Source organism: Corallococcus terminator, assembly GCF_003611635.1.
Taxonomy (GTDB): Bacteria; Myxococcota; Myxococcia; order Myxococcales; family Myxococcaceae; genus Corallococcus; species Corallococcus terminator.
In genome coordinates this window covers 1-15,277 of the sequence record NZ_RAVZ01000246.1, presented here as the reverse complement: position 1 = coordinate 15,277, position 15,277 = coordinate 1, and the positions used below count along the sequence as shown (strand labels likewise).

The window sequence follows — 15,277 nt, the reverse complement described above, 5'->3', positions numbered from 1 at the left end:
CCCCGCGCTTGTGCACCCCCCAGGGATGCCGTTACGTGCCGGGTCATGTCCGCTGACTCGCCTTCCTCCCTCCCGGCCCCCCGTCCCCGGAACTTCCGGCGCTCCATGCTCTGGGCGGGCGTCGTCGTGGCGTCGCTCGGGCTCGTCGTGGTGACGGCCCGGGAACTGGCCGGGGGCCGCGCCGCCCCACCGCCGAAGCTGGGCGCCCTGCCGGACTTCACCTTCACGCGGCAGGACGGGCAGCCCTTTGGCCTGAAGCAACTCCACGGCCGCCCCTTCGTCGCCAACTTCATCTTCACCCGCTGCCCCACCGTGTGCCCCGTCTTCACCCAGAAGATGGCGCGCCTGCAGGAGAGCACCGCCACGCTCGGGCCCCGGCTCCAACTGGTGTCCTTCTCCGTGGACCCCGCCTACGACACCCCGGAGCGGCTCGCCGAGTACGGCCAGAAGTACCGCGCCGACTTCACCCGCTGGAACTTCCTCACCGGCGACTACGGCCAGTTGAAGAACACCATCGTCCAGGGCTTCAAGATCAGCATGGGCCGCGAACCCGGCGCCGCCGAGGACGACCTGCTCTCCATCTTCCACGGCACCCATTTCGTCCTGGTGGATGGCGCCGGAGAGATCCGCGGCTACTACGACAGCGCGGATCCCGAAGCCACCGGGCGCCTCGAAACGGACGCGCAACGCCTCGCCCGCGACGAAGGCTGAAATCCCGGCGCTTTCGCCCCTTCCGGCCGCCCCCCGCCGGAAGGCCGGATGATCCACCCCGCACCCGGGGTGTCACCCAGGTCGCGCCCACCCCAACTCCTCTCAATTTGTGATTGTCCGAGCAGGACTGCCCCCCAAAGGGCCCTCACCGGCCCCAAGGCGGCTCCAAACCCACGGAAGCACCCCTCCGGACGGGATCAAGGGACGAGGGTCCCACCGCGCTTCAGAAGGCCTCCGGCGACGGGCCCTCGCGGCACAGGACAAGGACTGGGTGACCCAGGACCCGGGATGCACAAAAGGCCGGCGTCCCTGCCCGAAGGAGGGAACCGGCCCGAAGCGTGGCCCGCAAAGCCGAAAGGCCGGCCCCCACCTCGCGGTGAGTACCGGCCTTCGGTCCTGAGCATCACGCCAACTTCAGCGTGAAACTTAGTTGATGAGCGCAGCCTGCGCGTGGGCGAACAGGTTCTGCACGTTCTGCTGCGCGGGCTGGGAGGCCAGCGCGCCGACCTTGTCCGCGCCGTCCTTCACCGTCGTCGCGATGTCCGCGATGGACTTCACGGTCGGGGCGAACTTGGTGAGCTGGGACAGACCGGCCAGGGGGCCCTTGGCGAGCAGCGACGCGCCGGAGTCGATGAACTTGTCGACGAACGGCTTCGCCAGCTTGCCCAGGCCGAACGGGAGCTTGTCCAGGAGGCCGCCCGCCAGACCCTTCAGACCGCCCGTGATGGCGCCCATCGGGTTCTGCACGAAGCTGAGGGCCTTGCCCGCGATGTTCGCGACGCCGCCGGCAACCTTGCTAACCGTCTTCGCAACGCTGCTGACAATCTTGCCGATGCCGCCCATGGTAATACCCCCTGCTTAAGTCTGGTTTGGAGAGTGTGTGCCGAAGTGAAGCTACAAAAGGATTCTCGGAGGCAGGAGGAAAAGGTTTCCTCCTGAATTTCCGATCGAATTTCACGGCGGATGCGGGCTGGCCTCAGCCCCGGGGTCCGCCGCTCCCCTTGTCCTTCTTGAGCTGATCGATCAGCTCCTGGCGCTTCGCCTCATCCTGGGGGGCCTTGGCGACCTCGCCCGTGGGGTTCAGGCTGGGCTTGCCCGACGCATCCCCCTTGGAGCCCTCGAACTCCGACTTCGCGAAGGGGTTGCCCTGGCCGGGCAGCTCTCCCTTGGCGCCGGCGACCAGGAACTCACCGACCTCTTCCACCGTGTGCACGGGGAAGCCGTTCGCCTTCAGCTCCTCGTCGGACACGACGTTGAGCATGGGCTCCTTGTCCTTGTCCTGGGCGTACTCGAGCACCAGTTCGACGTAGTCCTCCAGCTTCATGCCCACCGCGTCCGCGATGCGCTTCGTCTCGGGATCCTTGAGCAGCTCCGCGCGGACGACTTCCACGGGACGGGACAGACCACGCTTCTTGCCAGGGCTTTGCTGGGACATGTGATTTCGCTCCAAAAAAGGAGGGGAGATGAGGACGGAACGACTCTAGCCCATCTTTCCAGTACTACCCATTCCCCGGCCCTGGACGTCCCCCTGCCCCTGTGACAAGCCCGTCCTGCCAGGGTTCCCACGTGCCTGGCCGCTGCTCCAGCCGGGGGCCGTGACTACCTTGGGCCTCAACGAACGGGCCCTTTCCAGATGAAAACGAGGCTGCGGATGGCGACGTCGAAGCGTGGGTTGGTGGAACAGGTGAAGCGCGCGGTGACCCAGGTGAGCACGCGGGGAGCGCAGGTGCTGGCGAAGACGGCGACGGCGACGGCCCGGACGGTGGACACCCTCCAGGCGAAGCTGGTCAAGAAGGCCACGCCGGCGCGCCGCAAGGCCACGACGGTCCGGAAGGTGGAGGCGGCGAAGCACACCCCCTCCACGCGCAAGGCGGCCGCTCCGGCCCGCAAGGCGGCGCCTGCTCGCAAGGCGGCGGTCCGCAAGACGGGCAGCAAGGTCGTGGCGGCGCCCGCCGCGGCGAAGCGCCGCACCGCGAAGAAGGCCCCGGCGGCGGTGAAGCCGTCCGCGTCCCGCGCGAAGCGGGCCGTGAAGACGGCCGCGAAGCCGTCGCGCCGCAAGTAGCTTCAAGAGGCCCCCCGCGCGGACCGTCCCTGAGGCAGCTCAGGGCCGGGGCTGAGCGCGCGGGCAGCCGGTCCCGGGGCGTCCTCCCGGGTCCGGCGGGGTGCTTTTCAGCGGACCGCGTTGCGGGTCGCGCTCTTGCGAGGCGTCGGCGGGGCCTTGCGCTTGGGCACGGTGCGGGTGACGGAGCCGGGACGCCGGGCCACTGCGGCGGCGCGCTCCCGCTCCTCGGCGGCCTTCAGCGCGGCGGTGCGCTCGGCGAGCTGTTCCGCCTGCTGTGCCCAGCGCCGCTTGAGCACGTCGCGCAGGCCATCCGTCTGCAGGTCCACCTGCGCCTGGTTGAGCCGGTAGTGCAGGTCCTCGCGCAGCGTGCCGCGCCCCAGGGCCGCGCTCGCCGTGCCCGACACGCCCACCACCACCTTGGGTCGCTCCTCCTGCATCTGGAGGCAGCGCAGGATGAGCCCCTGGGCATCCAGCGGCAGCTTCGCCACGTCCGCGATGAACAGCACGCCGTTGGGCTGTCGCAGCGCCCCGGCGAGCTCCGTCGCCTGACGCACCTCCGTGAGCGGGACGCCGAAGTGGAGCGCGGCTTCCTCCGCCCAGGCCCTGCGCTCGTCCTCAGTACCTCCGTGGATGAGCAGCGATGCACGGTTGGAGACGAGGTCTTCTTCTCGATAGCCTCGGAGAGCCACGGATGCCCTACCCTTCTGGGAAAACGGGTCCTCGCAAAGTCTAACGCCCTCACGGGTCGCCTGTTCAATGCCTTACTTGAGGGAAATGAGCAGGGACCCGTATCAAGGCGGGCGGAAACCTGGACATCCGTTCATCGGACAAGGGGACCGTGCCCCTGGGTCATCTTGTATCTTTGTACAGTGTACGGCCCTGTTTCAGACGGTGGGCACCACCATCACCGGGCGGCGGCAGCGCACCACCAGTTCGTGCGCCACCGCGCCCTCCAGCGCATCGGGCACGACTTCGCGGCGCTCGGAGGTGCCCACGCAGACCAGGTCCACACCCTCGCGCTCCGTGGCCTGGCAGATGGCGAGCGCGACGTCCTCTCCGCTGACGCCCTCCACGCTCCAGTGCACCGACAGGGCGACGGCGTCCCGGGGAATCTGGTCCCAGAGCCTCGCGAGCACCGCGTCCCGCTCCCCCGCGGGCTCCGGGAGCACGCCGTGGAAGTCCCGGGGGCCCCGCTCACGGCCCCGCAGCCGGTGCACGTGCAGCAGGTGCACGCGGCCTCCCGGGCCCACCAGCGTGCACGCCTGCGCGATGGCCTGTCCGGAGGCGACGGTGAAGTCCACCGGCACCAGCGCGCTCCGGGGCGGAGGCAGGCGGCGCGGCTCGCGCAGCGTGGGCGGCACGCACGCCACCGACCGCTCCGCGTGGCGCAGCACGCCCTCCGACACCGAGCCGTGCCACAGCCGCAGCACCCCGCCGCGCAGGTGCATGCCCACCACCGTCAGGTCCACGCCCTGCGCGTGGGCCACGTGCAGCAGGTGGTCCGCCGGGCGGCCGAAGCCGGGCTCCAGCACCACCTCCACGCGGCCCTCGCCCTCCAGGTCGCCCATGCGCTCGCGCACCTCGCGTTGCAGCACCCGCTCCACCACCGGGTCCAACGATTCGATGTCGCGCTGCTGGGGGCCCAGCAGCTCCACGTGCACCGGCGTGTGGATGCCCAACCGCTGACGCTCCTCCGCGGGCGAACACACGTAGGTGGCCAGCACGTCGCAGCCGCCCATCCTCCGCAGCTCACGCAGGAAGGTGAGCGCCGCGTCGGACGTGGAGGAGCGGGGATCCACTCCCACCATCACGTTGAGCCGGCGCCGGCCCCGGGCCCAGTCCAGGAGCGCCGTGTCCCGCCGCACCACCAGCACCGGGGCGCAGCCGTGACGGGCCAGACGTTCGGCCAGGGAGGTCTTTCGCCAGGCCGACGTGCGCCAGCCCTCCGCGGCCACCACCACCAGCCGGGCGCTGCGGCACTCCTCATCCCCCAGCAGCGTCTCCACCGAGGCGCCCCGCTGCATCCGGGGCTCCACCGTGCCGGCCAGGGCCCTCAGGCGCGTGGCCTCCGCCGCGAGCCCGGCCTCCACGCTGGACGGGGTGTCGGAAGCCGGTGCGCCGGGGGCCTCGTCGTCCACGCCCAACAGGAGCAGGGGCTCGCCCAGTCGTCCGGCGAGCGTCGCCGCCACGGTCGCCGCGTGGGTGGCTTCGGCGGACAGGTTCGTTGCGCAGATGATGGCCATGGCGGACCCCCTGGAGGAAGCGATGCCCGCTGGGCTTCCCTCGCGGAAGATGCGCACGTCCCTTTCCCCGTGGAGGCCAGCCATGCATGCCGGCCTGCCTGCCCTCCAGGAAGGGTGCATCCGGGCTTCCCCCGGTAGCGCCGCTCTCTGGCGAGGGTGCTCGGACACCACCGCTGGAGCCCTCGGCCCAGACGCCGGCCCGAACCACCCGTCAGGGCGACGCGCCTCGCGACCAGCCCCGCGGGGCCCTACCTGCGCAGCAGTTCCTGGTGCCCGTCGTGGTTGGTGTGGTCCTGGTCCTCGTCCACGCCGCCGCGTCCGTTCTCCCGGCCGAAGGTGGCCAGGAACACGCCCTGCGAGTTGCTCGCGTACTGGTACGGCCGGCCCCAAGGGTCCAACGGCACGATGGGCAGGTACTTCGGCACCAGCATCTCGTCCAGGTCGCCCTCCTCCGGCAACCGGCCCTGGTGCTCGCCCCGGTAGCGCTCCAGCGCGTCCAGGATGACGGAGAAGTCGGCGTGGATGCGGTGCGCCTGCTCGTTGTCGCGACGGTGGAAGGCGGTGAGCACCACCGCCAGGACGAGCCCCACGGCGAACACCACCGCCACCCACGGCAGCGGCGAACGGCGGGACTTCTCGGAGGCGTCGGGGGCGTGGGACGAGGCGGCCATGGCCCGCCCACCCTACCGCTCCCGGCCGCGCCGGTCATGAAACGACTTCGCCGAAGGGACGCGGCGTCAGAGGGCCCGGTACAGCGGCACCGGCTGCTGCTTGCCCTTCAGGCGCACCGGGGGCAGGTCCTCGAAAGCCGTCTCGTTCGCGTTCACCAGCTCGCGCGTGCGCTCGCCCACCAGGATTTCCCCCGGCCCGGCCAGCGCGCACAGCCGCGCGGCCACGTTCACCGCATCGCCGATGCAGGTGTATTCGGCCCGCAGCGCGCTGCCGATGTTGCCGGACACCACCACGCCCGAGTTCAGTCCCACGCCCAATTCCAGCACCAGGGGCCGGCCCTCGCGGCCGTGGGCCACCCATTCGGACTCCGCCACCGCGCGCAGCTCCACGAAGGCTTCCATCATCATCTTCGCGCACTGGAGGCCCCGGAGCGCGTCGTCCGAGCGCCCCACCGGCGCGCCGAACACCGCCATCAGCCCGTCGCCCAGGAACTTGTCCAGCGTGCCGCCGCAGGTGAGCACCGCGTCCGACAGCCGGCCCAGCACCTGGTTGAGCACCGCCACCACCTGCTCGGGCGGAAGGCTCTCCGCCAGGCCCGTGAAGTTGCGGATGTCCGCGAACAGCACCGTCACCTCGCGCTTCTCACCGGCGAGCACCGCCGCGTCCGCGCTCTTCAGGATCTCTTCCACCACCGCGTCGGACGTGTAGCGCGCGAACAGCTTGCGCATGCGCTCCGTCTCGCCCGTGCGGCGCACCACGCTCTCGATGCGCGCCGCCAGCTCGTCCATGGACGCGGACTTGTTCACGTAGTCGTCCGCGCCCGCGCGCAGGCCCCGCACGCGCTCCGCCTCCCGGTCGTTCGCGGTGAGCACGATGATGGGGATGGCGCTGCGCGGGCCCTCCTTCAGCCGCCGGCACAGCTCCACGCCGTCCAGCCCGGGCATCTCCAGGTCGCTCAGCACGATGGCCGGTTGCAGCCGGCTCATGCCCTCCAGCGCCTCGTAGGGGTCCTGGAAGCACAGCACTTCGTAGCCCAGCGCCACCAGGCCCTCCTGCACGAACGCGCACGCGAGCGGGCTGTCGTCCACCACCACCACGCGACGGCGGCCCTCCATCGCGGGCCGGGGCAGGTCCTGCCGTCCGGCGATGCGGTTCTGGAGGCCCAGCGCTTCGTAGATCTGCTTGTACGTGCAGTGGCCCTGTTCGACGAGGATCTCCCCCAGGCGCCGGCCATCCCGGCGCTGGCGCGTCAGCGATTCGCCCAACTGCGCGAGCGTCACGTACTTGAGCCCCACCAACAGCTCGCCCAGCGGCGGCTGCGCTGGCCCCTTCTCCTGCTGGTTCAATCCCAACGCCTCCCCCAATGCGTCTTGAATCTGCTCGCGCGACACGTAGCCCAGGGAGATGAGGGCCTCGCCCACGCGCTGGCCGGTGAGGGCCTGCAACGCGAGCGCTTCCTGCACCTGCCCCGGCGAAACCACGCCCAGCTTGAGCAACAGGTCACCGAAGAGGGGGTTTGAAGCACTCATGCGGCAACCTCCGCCCCCAGACAACCACGCCCCGGGGCGAGACACGGACGGCTCGGCGCACGCCCTGTCCCACAGTGTAGCCCAACCCCGTCCTCCAGCGATCCTCCACCCCTGCCGGGCCCCTGTCCCCGTGCTTCATGGGCCCGAATCATGGACGGTCCGTCTGACTTCCGACGGCCCGCCCCTCCTTCCGGGTGGATTGAGACTCCGGACTAATTGCCCCGGTGCGCCTCGCCCGCGAGCAGCAGCTCGTTGATGGTGGACACGTGGTCGGGGAGGATTTCCTTGAGCTTGTTGAGGACGTAGTCGAAGTCCTCGGACGTCGTCGCCCAGCCCGCCTCGCGCGACAGGTTCATCAGCACCACGAAGGTGCTGTTGTCCTGGTTCTCGGCTCCGGCGCCCATGGTGGACAGCAGCTCGTAGGCGTCGTGACCCTGGATGCCGTAGGCCTTGAACAGCTTCACCGTCGCATCCAGGCTCAGCCCGTTGCCGCTGTCCTCCGTCAGGAGCCACGGCATCTGCTGGGCAAGCCGCTGCACGTCCTCGGGAGGGATGCCCAGCTCCTGGGTCAGCTCCTGGATGCGCTCGAAGTCCGTGTCGCGCAGCGTTTCGCTGAGCGCGGGGTCCATTCCAATCTCCTCCAGGTAGCGCTTCTGCTCGTCATCCAACTGGCCGGATTCGACGAAGCCCGCGAACAGCTCACCGATGGCGGTGATGGCCGCGCCAATGCCACTGAGCAGCAGGCCCAGGGGCGCGGCCGGGGTGAACTCCAGCACGGAGCCCAGCACGCCCACCACGTCGCCGAACGCGGCCACCAGGTAGCCCGGGTTGTTGTTCTGGGCGAACTGGTTGATGTGGATGCCGGCGGAGACCGCGTTGGCCACCAGCCCCAGCGCGGGCGCGAGCTTCGTCGCGAACGAAGCGACCCGGGCCACGTCGCCCGCGGAGGCCATGGACTGCAGGATGCTGGCGGTCAGCTTCGCGCCGCTCTCCCCCGCGGCGGCGATGCCCTTCACCATCGCCGCGTAGTCGCCCTCCTTGCCCGCCGCGATGGCGCCCACCGCGCCAAAGGCGAAGCCCGCCACGACCAGGCCCTTCATCAACGGGCCGGACGTGTCCCACTTGGTCGCAAGCTGCGTGAGCCGGTCGTAGTTGCCCGCCTTGGCCTGCTTGATGGCCTCCAGGCCGTCCTTGATGTCCGAATACGCGGCGACGCCCGCCGCGCCCGCCTTCTTCAGCGGTTCGAGCATCCCCTCCAGCTTCGCGAGCGCCGCTTCCGGGTCGCCTTCCGCGAGCAACTGCGAGGCCGCGTTGGGAACGCCCGTCTCCAATATCTTCTTGGAGAAGTCCTCCCCCCAGCCCGCCGCCACCTGCCCCATGGGGCTTGAGGGGTCGCCCAGGTACTTCGCGCCCAGCTCCACCGCCACGGCGGCCTGACTGGAGTCCGCGAGCAGCTCCAGCGACTTGCGAAGGACGGCGCCGTCCTTCTCCGGGTTCGCGTACGCGGCGGCCTCCAGCACGGAGGCGTTGTCCTGGACCACCTGCGCCAGCGCGGCCGCCTTGGCATCCAGGTTGTCGTAGATGGCCTTGTTCGCCGGGTCGTTCTGGTACGCGTTGATGTACGCCTGCTTCTGCTCGGGCGTGAGCGTGTCCCCCAGGCCCGCGAGCTGCTTGGCCAGCCACTCGTCCCGCTCGCGCGCGGCCGCCTGCGCCTCCTCGTACTCGGCCGTGGCGCCTTCCACCTGCTCGATGGCGGCGTCCGCGCCCTCCGGACGCTGGGCGGCCGTCACGTCCAGCGCCGCCAGGATGGGCTCCCAGATGTACGGCGAGGCCTGACTCATGCCCTGGAGGTCGGCTTGCGTGAGCGTCCCGGCGTCGAGCGCGGCCTGGAGCCCGTCCGTCACCGCCTGCCGCTGCTCGGGGGTGCCCCGGTACTCGCCGGCGCCGGACATGATGAAGAGCCCCTCGAAGCCCGTCACCACGTTCTGCAGGATGCCCTCCGAACCGCCCTCCGAGAGCAGGCCGATGAAGGCCGCCTGGAAGTCCGGGTCGTCCGCGTGCTGCAGGAGCATCTCCGCGGCCATGGAGGGCTGACTCAGGTGGTGTGCCTGCTCCAGCTCCGCGACGCACGCCTCCGCCTGCGCCACGGACTCCGGGTTGAGCTCGCGCGGTTCGGCGGACGTGGTCGGGGCCACGTTGGCGCCTTCCACGGGCGCATCCGCCACCAGCAACTGTTGCAGCGCGGGCGCCACCTTCGCCTGGGCGAGCGCGGCCTGTCGCTCCGGCGAACCCGGGGGCGTGGAGAAGATGCGCGAGGCCTGCGTCGCCGGCAGCGAGCCCACCTCGCGGTACTGCGGTTGCGCGCGCTGGTAGTCGGCCAGCGAGTCGTAGCTCTTGTTGCTGGACGGGTCGAACACGCGCTCGCCCTGGCGCACCACCACGTGGCCCGTCTGTCCCTGCGCACCGGGCCGCGTGTCCTCCAGGAACACCAGCTCACTGCGCGCGCGCAACTGCGGGCTCGCCTTGTCCACCCAGTCCGCCGCGCGGTCCAGGCAGTTGACGCTGCCATCCCGCGTGTCCTCGTTCAGCAGCGACGTCGCGGGCGCGGCGACCGCATCCAGCCGGGGCTTGCGCGCATCCGCCTTCGCCGCATCGAAGCGCGAGGCTCCGCCCGCATCCGGACGCACGGTGTTGGCCGCGGCCTTCGCCGCCGCTTCCGCCGCCTTGCGGGCCGCTTCCGCCGCGGCCTTCGCCGCCGCTTCCGCCGCCCTGCGCGCCGCTTCCGCCGCCGCCTGCGCCGCGTTGGAAGACGTGGGGGTGCCCGGGCCGTTGACCGCCATGTGCCTGCTCCTGAAGTCGAAAACCTCTCGCTCAGCAGGTATCGGGCGGAACCCCGTGAAAGTTACGCGCGGCTCTCACTTCTTGATGAAGCGGGAGCCATGGCGCACCCCGCCTTCACACCGGGCGGAGGCTTGCGTCAGTGCTGGAAGACCCGACCGAAGGCCAGGACGATCTCCAGGATGATCAACGCGACGATCATCACCTCCAGGATGTGGGAACGGTCGATGTCCACCTCACCCTTGAGCAGGCCATACGTCTGGGCCAGGAGCTGCTGCTTGCGGGTGACGGAGCCCTGCCACGCGGGGATGCGCATGCGGCGCACGGCGCCCTCGTAGACCTTGGCCAGGTAGAAGTCGCCGATGATCTTCAGGCTGTTCTCCACCCGCTCCACGAACTCGTTGAGGTCCACCAACGTGCCCAGCGTCTCGCGGGCCAGGTCGCGGTAGGGGCTGCGGAACAACGTCAGCCAGCCCCGCTTGCGCGCCTGCACCTCGTCGTGGATGCGGGCGATGTGTTTGTCCAAGCGCTCGTCGTAGTAGCGGAACTCCAGGAGCTGCGCGTTGGCGATCTCCAACAGGTCCGGGATGTCGCGCGAACCTGACGGCTCGTAGACGAACGCGCTGTTCCAGTCCACGACGACCAGGTCGTTGACGGTGTAGCTGAAGCGCACCTGGGTGACGGCCTCGCGTTCGCGCGGGGCCAGGTCCAGGGTGCCGACTTCGCCCAGCAGCAGCCGGGCGATGTCCGCGCGCTGGAACAGCTCCTCCGCGGTCGGGTTGCCCTGGATGCGCTCGGCGAAGATGACGGTGTAGCTCTCGCTCTGGTCCCACAGGTGCGGCCCCTGCACCGCGGTGGCGATGGTGCGCCGCACGCCCTCCACCAGCTCCCGCGCCAGGTCCTCCAGCGCCTGGCTGTCATAGAGCTCGTCGGCGACGTCGGTGAGCCGCTCCCAGGTCGTGCCGGGCGTCACCGGCACGCGCAGGATGATGGACGCGGCGCCATGGTCGAACAGGCGCGCGGTGGCGTCCACCGTGACGGGACCGCCGCGCATCGCCAGCGCCTTGCGGCCCAGCTCGTAGGCCACGGGGGGATTGGGAAGCTGGATGTACTGGCTGTTCTCACGCGACAGCTTCAGGCGACGCGAGTCCTCCGACAGCGCCTTGCGCGCGCGCTCCAGGTCGATCTCCTCCGCGATGTCGAACGTGCGGTAGCAGAGGATGTGGGCCTGTTCGAAGAGCAGCGGAAGTTCCGTGGACACGGACATGATGCCTTCCAGCCTACTCCTCGACGTCTTCCCACAGGACCCGAAGTTCCAGCGCGAGCGCCTCGAAGGGCTCCGCCCGGACGACCTCTTCCTCCTCATGGGTCGCCAGCAGCAGGTAGTGCGGCCCCTCCAGGCGGAAGACCTCCAGGGTGCGCAGGAGCGGGTCCACCAACCAGACGTGTTTCACGCCTTCCCGCGCGTAGGCCGGCAGCTTCCGGACCCGATCCAGGCGGGCCGTGGAGGGCGACAACACTTCACACAGCCAGTCCGGCGCCATCTTGAGGCCCACGACCTTGGGCAGCTTCGGCAGGCGCTCCCGGCGCCACCCGGCGATGTCCGGCACCAGGACATCCGGCCCCAGGTGCAGCTCCGGTTCGGCCACGAAGATCCATCCGCCCGGTCCACCACGTCCCCGACCAAAGGGGCTGTTCAACTCCGAGGCCAGTTGAAGGGCTGCGGACCCATGGGGCATCGCGGGCCTTGGACTTGCGTACAATTCCCCGGCGACAATCTCTCCCACTTGATGCGGGGGAAGCGCTTCGAGGTCGGCGTAGGTCGCGGGCTTTCGGGTCATCTCTGGAGCAACCAATCTAGCAGGTAGGGCCATGCGCGGACATTCTCACGGCCATCTGACACGCTGCCCAACGGTGTACCCCGACGCGGGAAGCCCCGGAAGAAGCGCCCCAGAGGTCAGGCGTCCGGATGTTTCACGGATGGCTCAAGTCAGTCCCCACCGCCCTTGGGCAGGGTGACGCCAGATTCACCGGGCCCCCGCGCATCATCTGGCAGATTGCCAATACGGCCGGGCGTGGGAACGGGGCGGTCCCCGGCCTGACGCTTGTTCTTCTGTTCATCCTCCGGAAGCTGCGGTTCCTTCCGAGGGCTTTCGTGCTCGCCCATGGGGAGACTCCTTCGCGAGATGAGAGGGTTTGCCTCTCCCAAGCTAGGGAGCCCGCGCCGCGTCTGGCACCCCGCCTCCCCCCGGCCGAAGGGCATGCGGGGAAACAGGAGCCCTACGCCGGGCCCCGGGGCCGGGAGGGCGGCGTCAGGGTCGTGCGCACGTCCCACAGCTCCGGGAAGAAGCGCAGGTCCAGGGCCTTGCGCAGGAAGCCGACCCCGGAGGAGCCGCCCGTGCCCTGCTTGAACCCGATGATGCGCATCACCGTCATCATGTGCCGGTAGCGCCAGAGCTGGAAGCGCTCCTCGGTGTCCACCAGCTTCTCGCACATCTCATACGCATCCCAGTGCTTGTCCGTGTCCTGGTAGATGCGCCGGAACACCTCCATCACCTGGGGGCTCTTCTCATACGGCAGACGCCAGTCGCGCTCCACGTGGCTGGCCGGGATGTCATGACCCTGGCGCGCCAGGTGACGCAGGAATTCGTCGTAGATGCCCGGTGACTCCAGCAGCCGCTCCAGCTCCCCGTGCACGTGCGGCACGTGCTGGAAGGGCAACAGGGTGCTGGCGTCCTTGTTGCCCAGCAGGAACTCCAGCGCCCGGTACTGCGCGCTCTGGAAGCCCGACGCGTGGCCCAGGGTGTCGCGGAACTCCAGGTACTCATTGGGCGTGAGCGTCTCCAGCACGCTCCACTGCTCGAAGAGCATCCGCTGGATGTGCGCGACGCGCGCGAAGATCTTGAAGGAGGGCTCCAGCCGGTCCGCCTGGATGTAGCGGATGCAGGCGGACAGCTCATGGATGAGCAACTTCATCCACAGCTCGCTCGTCTGGTGCTGGACAATGAACAACAACTCGTCGTGGTGGGGAGGCTGGGAACGGGGCACCTGCGCGGACAACAACCGGTCCAGCTGCAGATAGTCACCGTATGTCGTCCGGCCCGCGAGGTCCGTGACGATTCCAGGCTCCAGGTCGCGTTTGTTCATGGCCCGGGCATTCATGCGCACCAACCCCCTCGCGGCGCAAGCACATCCTCCGCGCGGATAATCCTCCCACGCTCCCGTTCGGGAGTGTGGTTCACCTACCTCTGCCCGGGCCGGGGCAACGTACTGCTTAAGCGTTCTTCTGTGCGGCTTCAGCCAGCGCCTTGGAGGCGGCGCGGCCACGGGGCAGCTTGATGTCCTCCACGCTGTTCGGCTCGGCGTAGTCGCTCCACGCGCCCGGACGGCGGTTGGTCTTCTCCAGCATCCGCAGCTTCTGGTAGTGCGCCGCGCAGTAGCCCTTGGTGCGGCTGGGCTTGCCGCAGCCCTTGATGGCGCACTCACGCGCGCCGCCGTCCGCCGCCGGCTTGCGGCCGCGACGCTTGCCACCGACCGCCGCCACCGGAGCGCTCACCGCCGCGCGGGCCGGACGGCCAACGGGGCGACGCCCGGCCTTGCTCGCCGCGGGCGCCTGCGCGCCGAAGAGCGGGCCCACCACCTGAGCCAGGGGCGCCAGACGCTCGGCCACGCTGCGCAGCGCATCCAGGTCCGCCGTGCCCGCCTCCAGACGAGACACCACGTCGCGCAGGGGCTTGAGCTGGACTTCAATCTCGTTGCGAATCATCTCGCGGAACGCCTTGTCAACTGACATTTCGAACAATCCTCGGTTTAGGGGGGAGCATTGCCATCGGCGTGAACCGGCACGCCGGACTATCAATACCTCCCAGAAAGGCAATTGTCGAAGGAAGCGATAAAAAGTTGTGACGGGAGTGCGTATCAGCGGGCATCAGCGGCCCGGAAAACGGGCCTGGCCGGCGCTGACACGTGGGTCCTTACGCATCCCAATGCAGGGCTTCCAACAACGCACCCTGCCCCGGGGCGGGGGTGCGTTGCGAGCGCTCCAGCAGTTCCTCACACGTGAGGGCGAGGTCGTGTTCCAGGGTCTCCAGTTCCTCGGAGTCCAGGGCAGTGGCCAGTCGGGGCAGCAACAGATGCTCCGAGGCCTGCACGTGCGCGACCAGCAGATCCTGCAGGGTGAACAATCGCGCCTGCCAGTCCTCGCCGCGCGGCGTCAGCTCCTGCAATTCCTCCATCAACTCGCGCAGGGTGAGGTGATCCTCGGCCTCCTCGCGGGCCCGGCCGCGGCCCTCCACGCGCGCCACCAGGGGGTAGATGTGGCGTTCCTCCAGGCGGGAATGCAGGCGCAACAGGCGGGCCAGGTCCTCCTGCCGCGACCGCAAATCATCGTCGTCGGGCTCCGTGTCCAGCCCCTCCAACAAGGCTTCCAGTGCCCGGTGTTGCTCCACGAGGATGTCGAATGACCCCACCATGCATCAAGCATCGGCACGCCCCTGGAGGCAGACAACCGCACCGGTCCCCGGCCGTGAAAGCCAGCCTGCTGGCAGGCAATTCCCATCTGGCGGGGGGCGGGTGGCTTACAGGGAGCTGCCCGATGACAGCGGCTTGAGCCCCTGCCCGGCCGGCTGCTTCGACGCTGCCGGTGGGAGGCAGCGGCTCCATCTTGGCTCCACCGTGGAAAACCCACTCAACCGCGTCCGTCAGGCCGTCTTCCATTTCGCGGAGACCGGCGCCGCCCTGTCCGCGCGCTATCACCGCGCCCGACTGATGGGTGCCGAACACCTTCCCCGTTCGGGCCCCCTGCTGCTCGTGGGCAACCATGGTGTCTGGGGATACGAAACCCCTGCCTTCTTCCATCTGCTACATGCCGCTACGGGCCGCTACCCGCTGGGGCTCGCGGAGCGGGGGTTCTTCAAGATTCCCCTCGTGCGCACGGTGCTGCCGTGGCTGGGCGGGGTGGAGGGCACGCCGGAGAACGCGCTGCGCTCGCTGGGGGAGGGGCAACTGGTCGTGTGCTACCCGGGTGGCGCGCGGGAGACCTTCAAACGCAGCCAGGGCCGCTACCGCCTGAGATGGGAACGCACGCTGGGCTTCGTCCGGCTGGCCATGAAGGCCGGGGTGCCGGTGGTGCCCTTCGCCGGCTTCGGGGTGGATGACACCTTCTTCTGGCCCCCGGGCGAGGACAGGCTGGGCTGGCAACTGGCCCAGGACTGTCTCTTATA

The 15,277-nt window shown here is 69.5% G+C and carries 16 protein-coding genes; 3 read left to right on the top strand and 13 right to left on the bottom strand.

Annotated elements, in window-relative coordinates:
- Positions 1-45 precede the first annotated feature (45 nt).
- Positions 46-711: an SCO family protein gene (locus tag D7V88_RS28860; RefSeq protein ID WP_120543841.1), complete on the top strand. Its 666-nt coding sequence runs from the start codon at positions 46-48 to the stop codon at positions 709-711.
- A gap of 426 nt (positions 712-1,137) precedes the next feature.
- Here D7V88_RS28860 and D7V88_RS28855 read toward each other — a convergent pair whose 3' ends face one another.
- Positions 1,138-1,554 carry a hypothetical protein gene (locus tag D7V88_RS28855; RefSeq protein ID WP_120543840.1) on the bottom strand — a complete coding sequence of 139 codons (417 nt, stop codon included), beginning with the start codon at positions 1,552-1,554 and terminating at the stop codon, positions 1,138-1,140.
- A 133-nt stretch (positions 1,555-1,687) separates the two neighbouring features.
- Positions 1,688-2,146, bottom strand: coding sequence for a hypothetical protein (locus D7V88_RS28850; RefSeq protein WP_120543839.1), 459 nt, complete (start codon positions 2,144-2,146; stop codon positions 1,688-1,690).
- Positions 2,147-2,362: 216 nt separating this feature from the next.
- Between D7V88_RS28850 and D7V88_RS28845 the strand changes: the two genes are divergently transcribed.
- Positions 2,363-2,773, top strand: a complete 411-nt coding sequence (locus D7V88_RS28845; RefSeq protein WP_208726531.1) for a hypothetical protein — start codon at positions 2,363-2,365, stop codon at positions 2,771-2,773.
- Between the two features lie 107 nt (positions 2,774-2,880).
- On the opposite strand, the gene D7V88_RS28840 is transcribed toward D7V88_RS28845, so the two are convergent.
- From D7V88_RS28840 to D7V88_RS28795, 11 genes are all read right to left on the bottom strand, one after another.
- Positions 2,881-3,462, bottom strand: a complete 582-nt coding sequence (locus D7V88_RS28840; protein ID WP_120543838.1) for a sigma 54-interacting transcriptional regulator — start codon at positions 3,460-3,462, stop codon at positions 2,881-2,883.
- A 195-nt stretch (positions 3,463-3,657) separates the two neighbouring features.
- Positions 3,658-5,016: a universal stress protein gene (locus D7V88_RS28835; RefSeq protein ID WP_120543842.1), complete on the bottom strand. Its 1,359-nt coding sequence runs from the start codon at positions 5,014-5,016 to the stop codon at positions 3,658-3,660.
- A gap of 248 nt (positions 5,017-5,264) precedes the next feature.
- Positions 5,265-5,687 (bottom strand): type II secretion system protein GspG, encoded by a 423-nt coding sequence (locus D7V88_RS28830; protein WP_120543837.1) that lies wholly within the window; start codon positions 5,685-5,687, stop codon positions 5,265-5,267.
- A gap of 66 nt (positions 5,688-5,753) precedes the next feature.
- Positions 5,754-7,217 carry an adenylate/guanylate cyclase domain-containing protein gene (locus D7V88_RS28825; protein ID WP_120543836.1) on the bottom strand — a complete coding sequence of 488 codons (1,464 nt, stop codon included), beginning with the start codon at positions 7,215-7,217 and terminating at the stop codon, positions 5,754-5,756.
- Positions 7,218-7,429: 212 nt separating this feature from the next.
- Entirely contained in the window at positions 7,430-10,057 is a 2,628-nt protein-coding gene (locus D7V88_RS28820; RefSeq protein ID WP_120543835.1) for a phage tail family protein, read from the bottom strand.
- 137 nt (positions 10,058-10,194) lie between these two features.
- Positions 10,195-11,322, bottom strand: coding sequence for a hypothetical protein (locus D7V88_RS28815; RefSeq protein WP_120543834.1), 1,128 nt, complete (start codon positions 11,320-11,322; stop codon positions 10,195-10,197).
- Positions 11,323-11,335: 13 nt separating this feature from the next.
- Positions 11,336-11,896 (bottom strand): Uma2 family endonuclease, encoded by a 561-nt coding sequence (locus D7V88_RS28810; RefSeq protein WP_120543833.1) that lies wholly within the window; start codon positions 11,894-11,896, stop codon positions 11,336-11,338.
- A gap of 149 nt (positions 11,897-12,045) precedes the next feature.
- Positions 12,046-12,222, bottom strand: coding sequence for a hypothetical protein (locus D7V88_RS43165; protein ID WP_158625170.1), 177 nt, complete (start codon positions 12,220-12,222; stop codon positions 12,046-12,048).
- Between the two features lie 113 nt (positions 12,223-12,335).
- Positions 12,336-13,202: a tryptophan 2,3-dioxygenase gene (locus tag D7V88_RS28805; RefSeq protein WP_120543832.1), complete on the bottom strand. Its 867-nt coding sequence runs from the start codon at positions 13,200-13,202 to the stop codon at positions 12,336-12,338.
- A gap of 127 nt (positions 13,203-13,329) precedes the next feature.
- Complete coding sequence (locus tag D7V88_RS28800; RefSeq protein ID WP_120543831.1) at positions 13,330-13,848, bottom strand: cell wall protein; 519 nt, start codon at positions 13,846-13,848, stop codon at positions 13,330-13,332.
- A gap of 181 nt (positions 13,849-14,029) precedes the next feature.
- A complete protein-coding gene (locus D7V88_RS28795) occupies positions 14,030-14,527 on the bottom strand; it encodes a hemerythrin domain-containing protein (RefSeq protein ID WP_120543830.1) in 498 nt (165 codons plus the stop codon).
- A 202-nt stretch (positions 14,528-14,729) separates the two neighbouring features.
- Between D7V88_RS28795 and D7V88_RS28790 the strand changes: the two genes are divergently transcribed.
- On the top strand, positions 14,730-15,277 hold a 548-nt coding region (locus D7V88_RS28790), incomplete at its 3' end, for a lysophospholipid acyltransferase family protein (RefSeq protein ID WP_147448905.1).

What these genes read in the sequence shown, in the direction of transcription:
- D7V88_RS28835 (WP_120543842.1), bottom strand. Translation starts at nt 5,016, where the DNA reads ATGGCCATCATCTGCGCAACGAACCTGTCCGCCGAAGCCACCCACGCG.
- D7V88_RS28855 (WP_120543840.1), bottom strand. Translation starts at nt 1,554, where the DNA reads ATGGGCGGCATCGGCAAGATTGTCAGCAGCGTTGCGAAGACGGTTAGC.
- D7V88_RS28810 (WP_120543833.1), bottom strand. Translation starts at nt 11,896, where the DNA reads ATGACCCGAAAGCCCGCGACCTACGCCGACCTCGAAGCGCTTCCCCCG.
- D7V88_RS28825 (WP_120543836.1), bottom strand. Translation starts at nt 7,217, where the DNA reads ATGAGTGCTTCAAACCCCCTCTTCGGTGACCTGTTGCTCAAGCTGGGC.
- D7V88_RS28795 (WP_120543830.1), bottom strand. Translation starts at nt 14,527, where the DNA reads ATGGTGGGGTCATTCGACATCCTCGTGGAGCAACACCGGGCACTGGAA.
- D7V88_RS28815 (WP_120543834.1), bottom strand. Translation starts at nt 11,322, where the DNA reads ATGTCCGTGTCCACGGAACTTCCGCTGCTCTTCGAACAGGCCCACATC.
- D7V88_RS28820 (WP_120543835.1), bottom strand. Translation starts at nt 10,057, where the DNA reads ATGGCGGTCAACGGCCCGGGCACCCCCACGTCTTCCAACGCGGCGCAG.
- D7V88_RS28860 (WP_120543841.1), top strand. Translation starts at nt 46, where the DNA reads ATGTCCGCTGACTCGCCTTCCTCCCTCCCGGCCCCCCGTCCCCGGAAC.
- D7V88_RS28850 (WP_120543839.1), bottom strand. Translation starts at nt 2,146, where the DNA reads ATGTCCCAGCAAAGCCCTGGCAAGAAGCGTGGTCTGTCCCGTCCCGTG.
- D7V88_RS28830 (WP_120543837.1), bottom strand. Translation starts at nt 5,687, where the DNA reads ATGGCCGCCTCGTCCCACGCCCCCGACGCCTCCGAGAAGTCCCGCCGT.
- D7V88_RS28845 (WP_208726531.1), top strand. Translation starts at nt 2,363, where the DNA reads ATGGCGACGTCGAAGCGTGGGTTGGTGGAACAGGTGAAGCGCGCGGTG.
- D7V88_RS43165 (WP_158625170.1), bottom strand. Translation starts at nt 12,222, where the DNA reads ATGGGCGAGCACGAAAGCCCTCGGAAGGAACCGCAGCTTCCGGAGGAT.
- D7V88_RS28800 (WP_120543831.1), bottom strand. Translation starts at nt 13,848, where the DNA reads ATGTCAGTTGACAAGGCGTTCCGCGAGATGATTCGCAACGAGATTGAA.
- D7V88_RS28805 (WP_120543832.1), bottom strand. Translation starts at nt 13,202, where the DNA reads ATGAACAAACGCGACCTGGAGCCTGGAATCGTCACGGACCTCGCGGGC.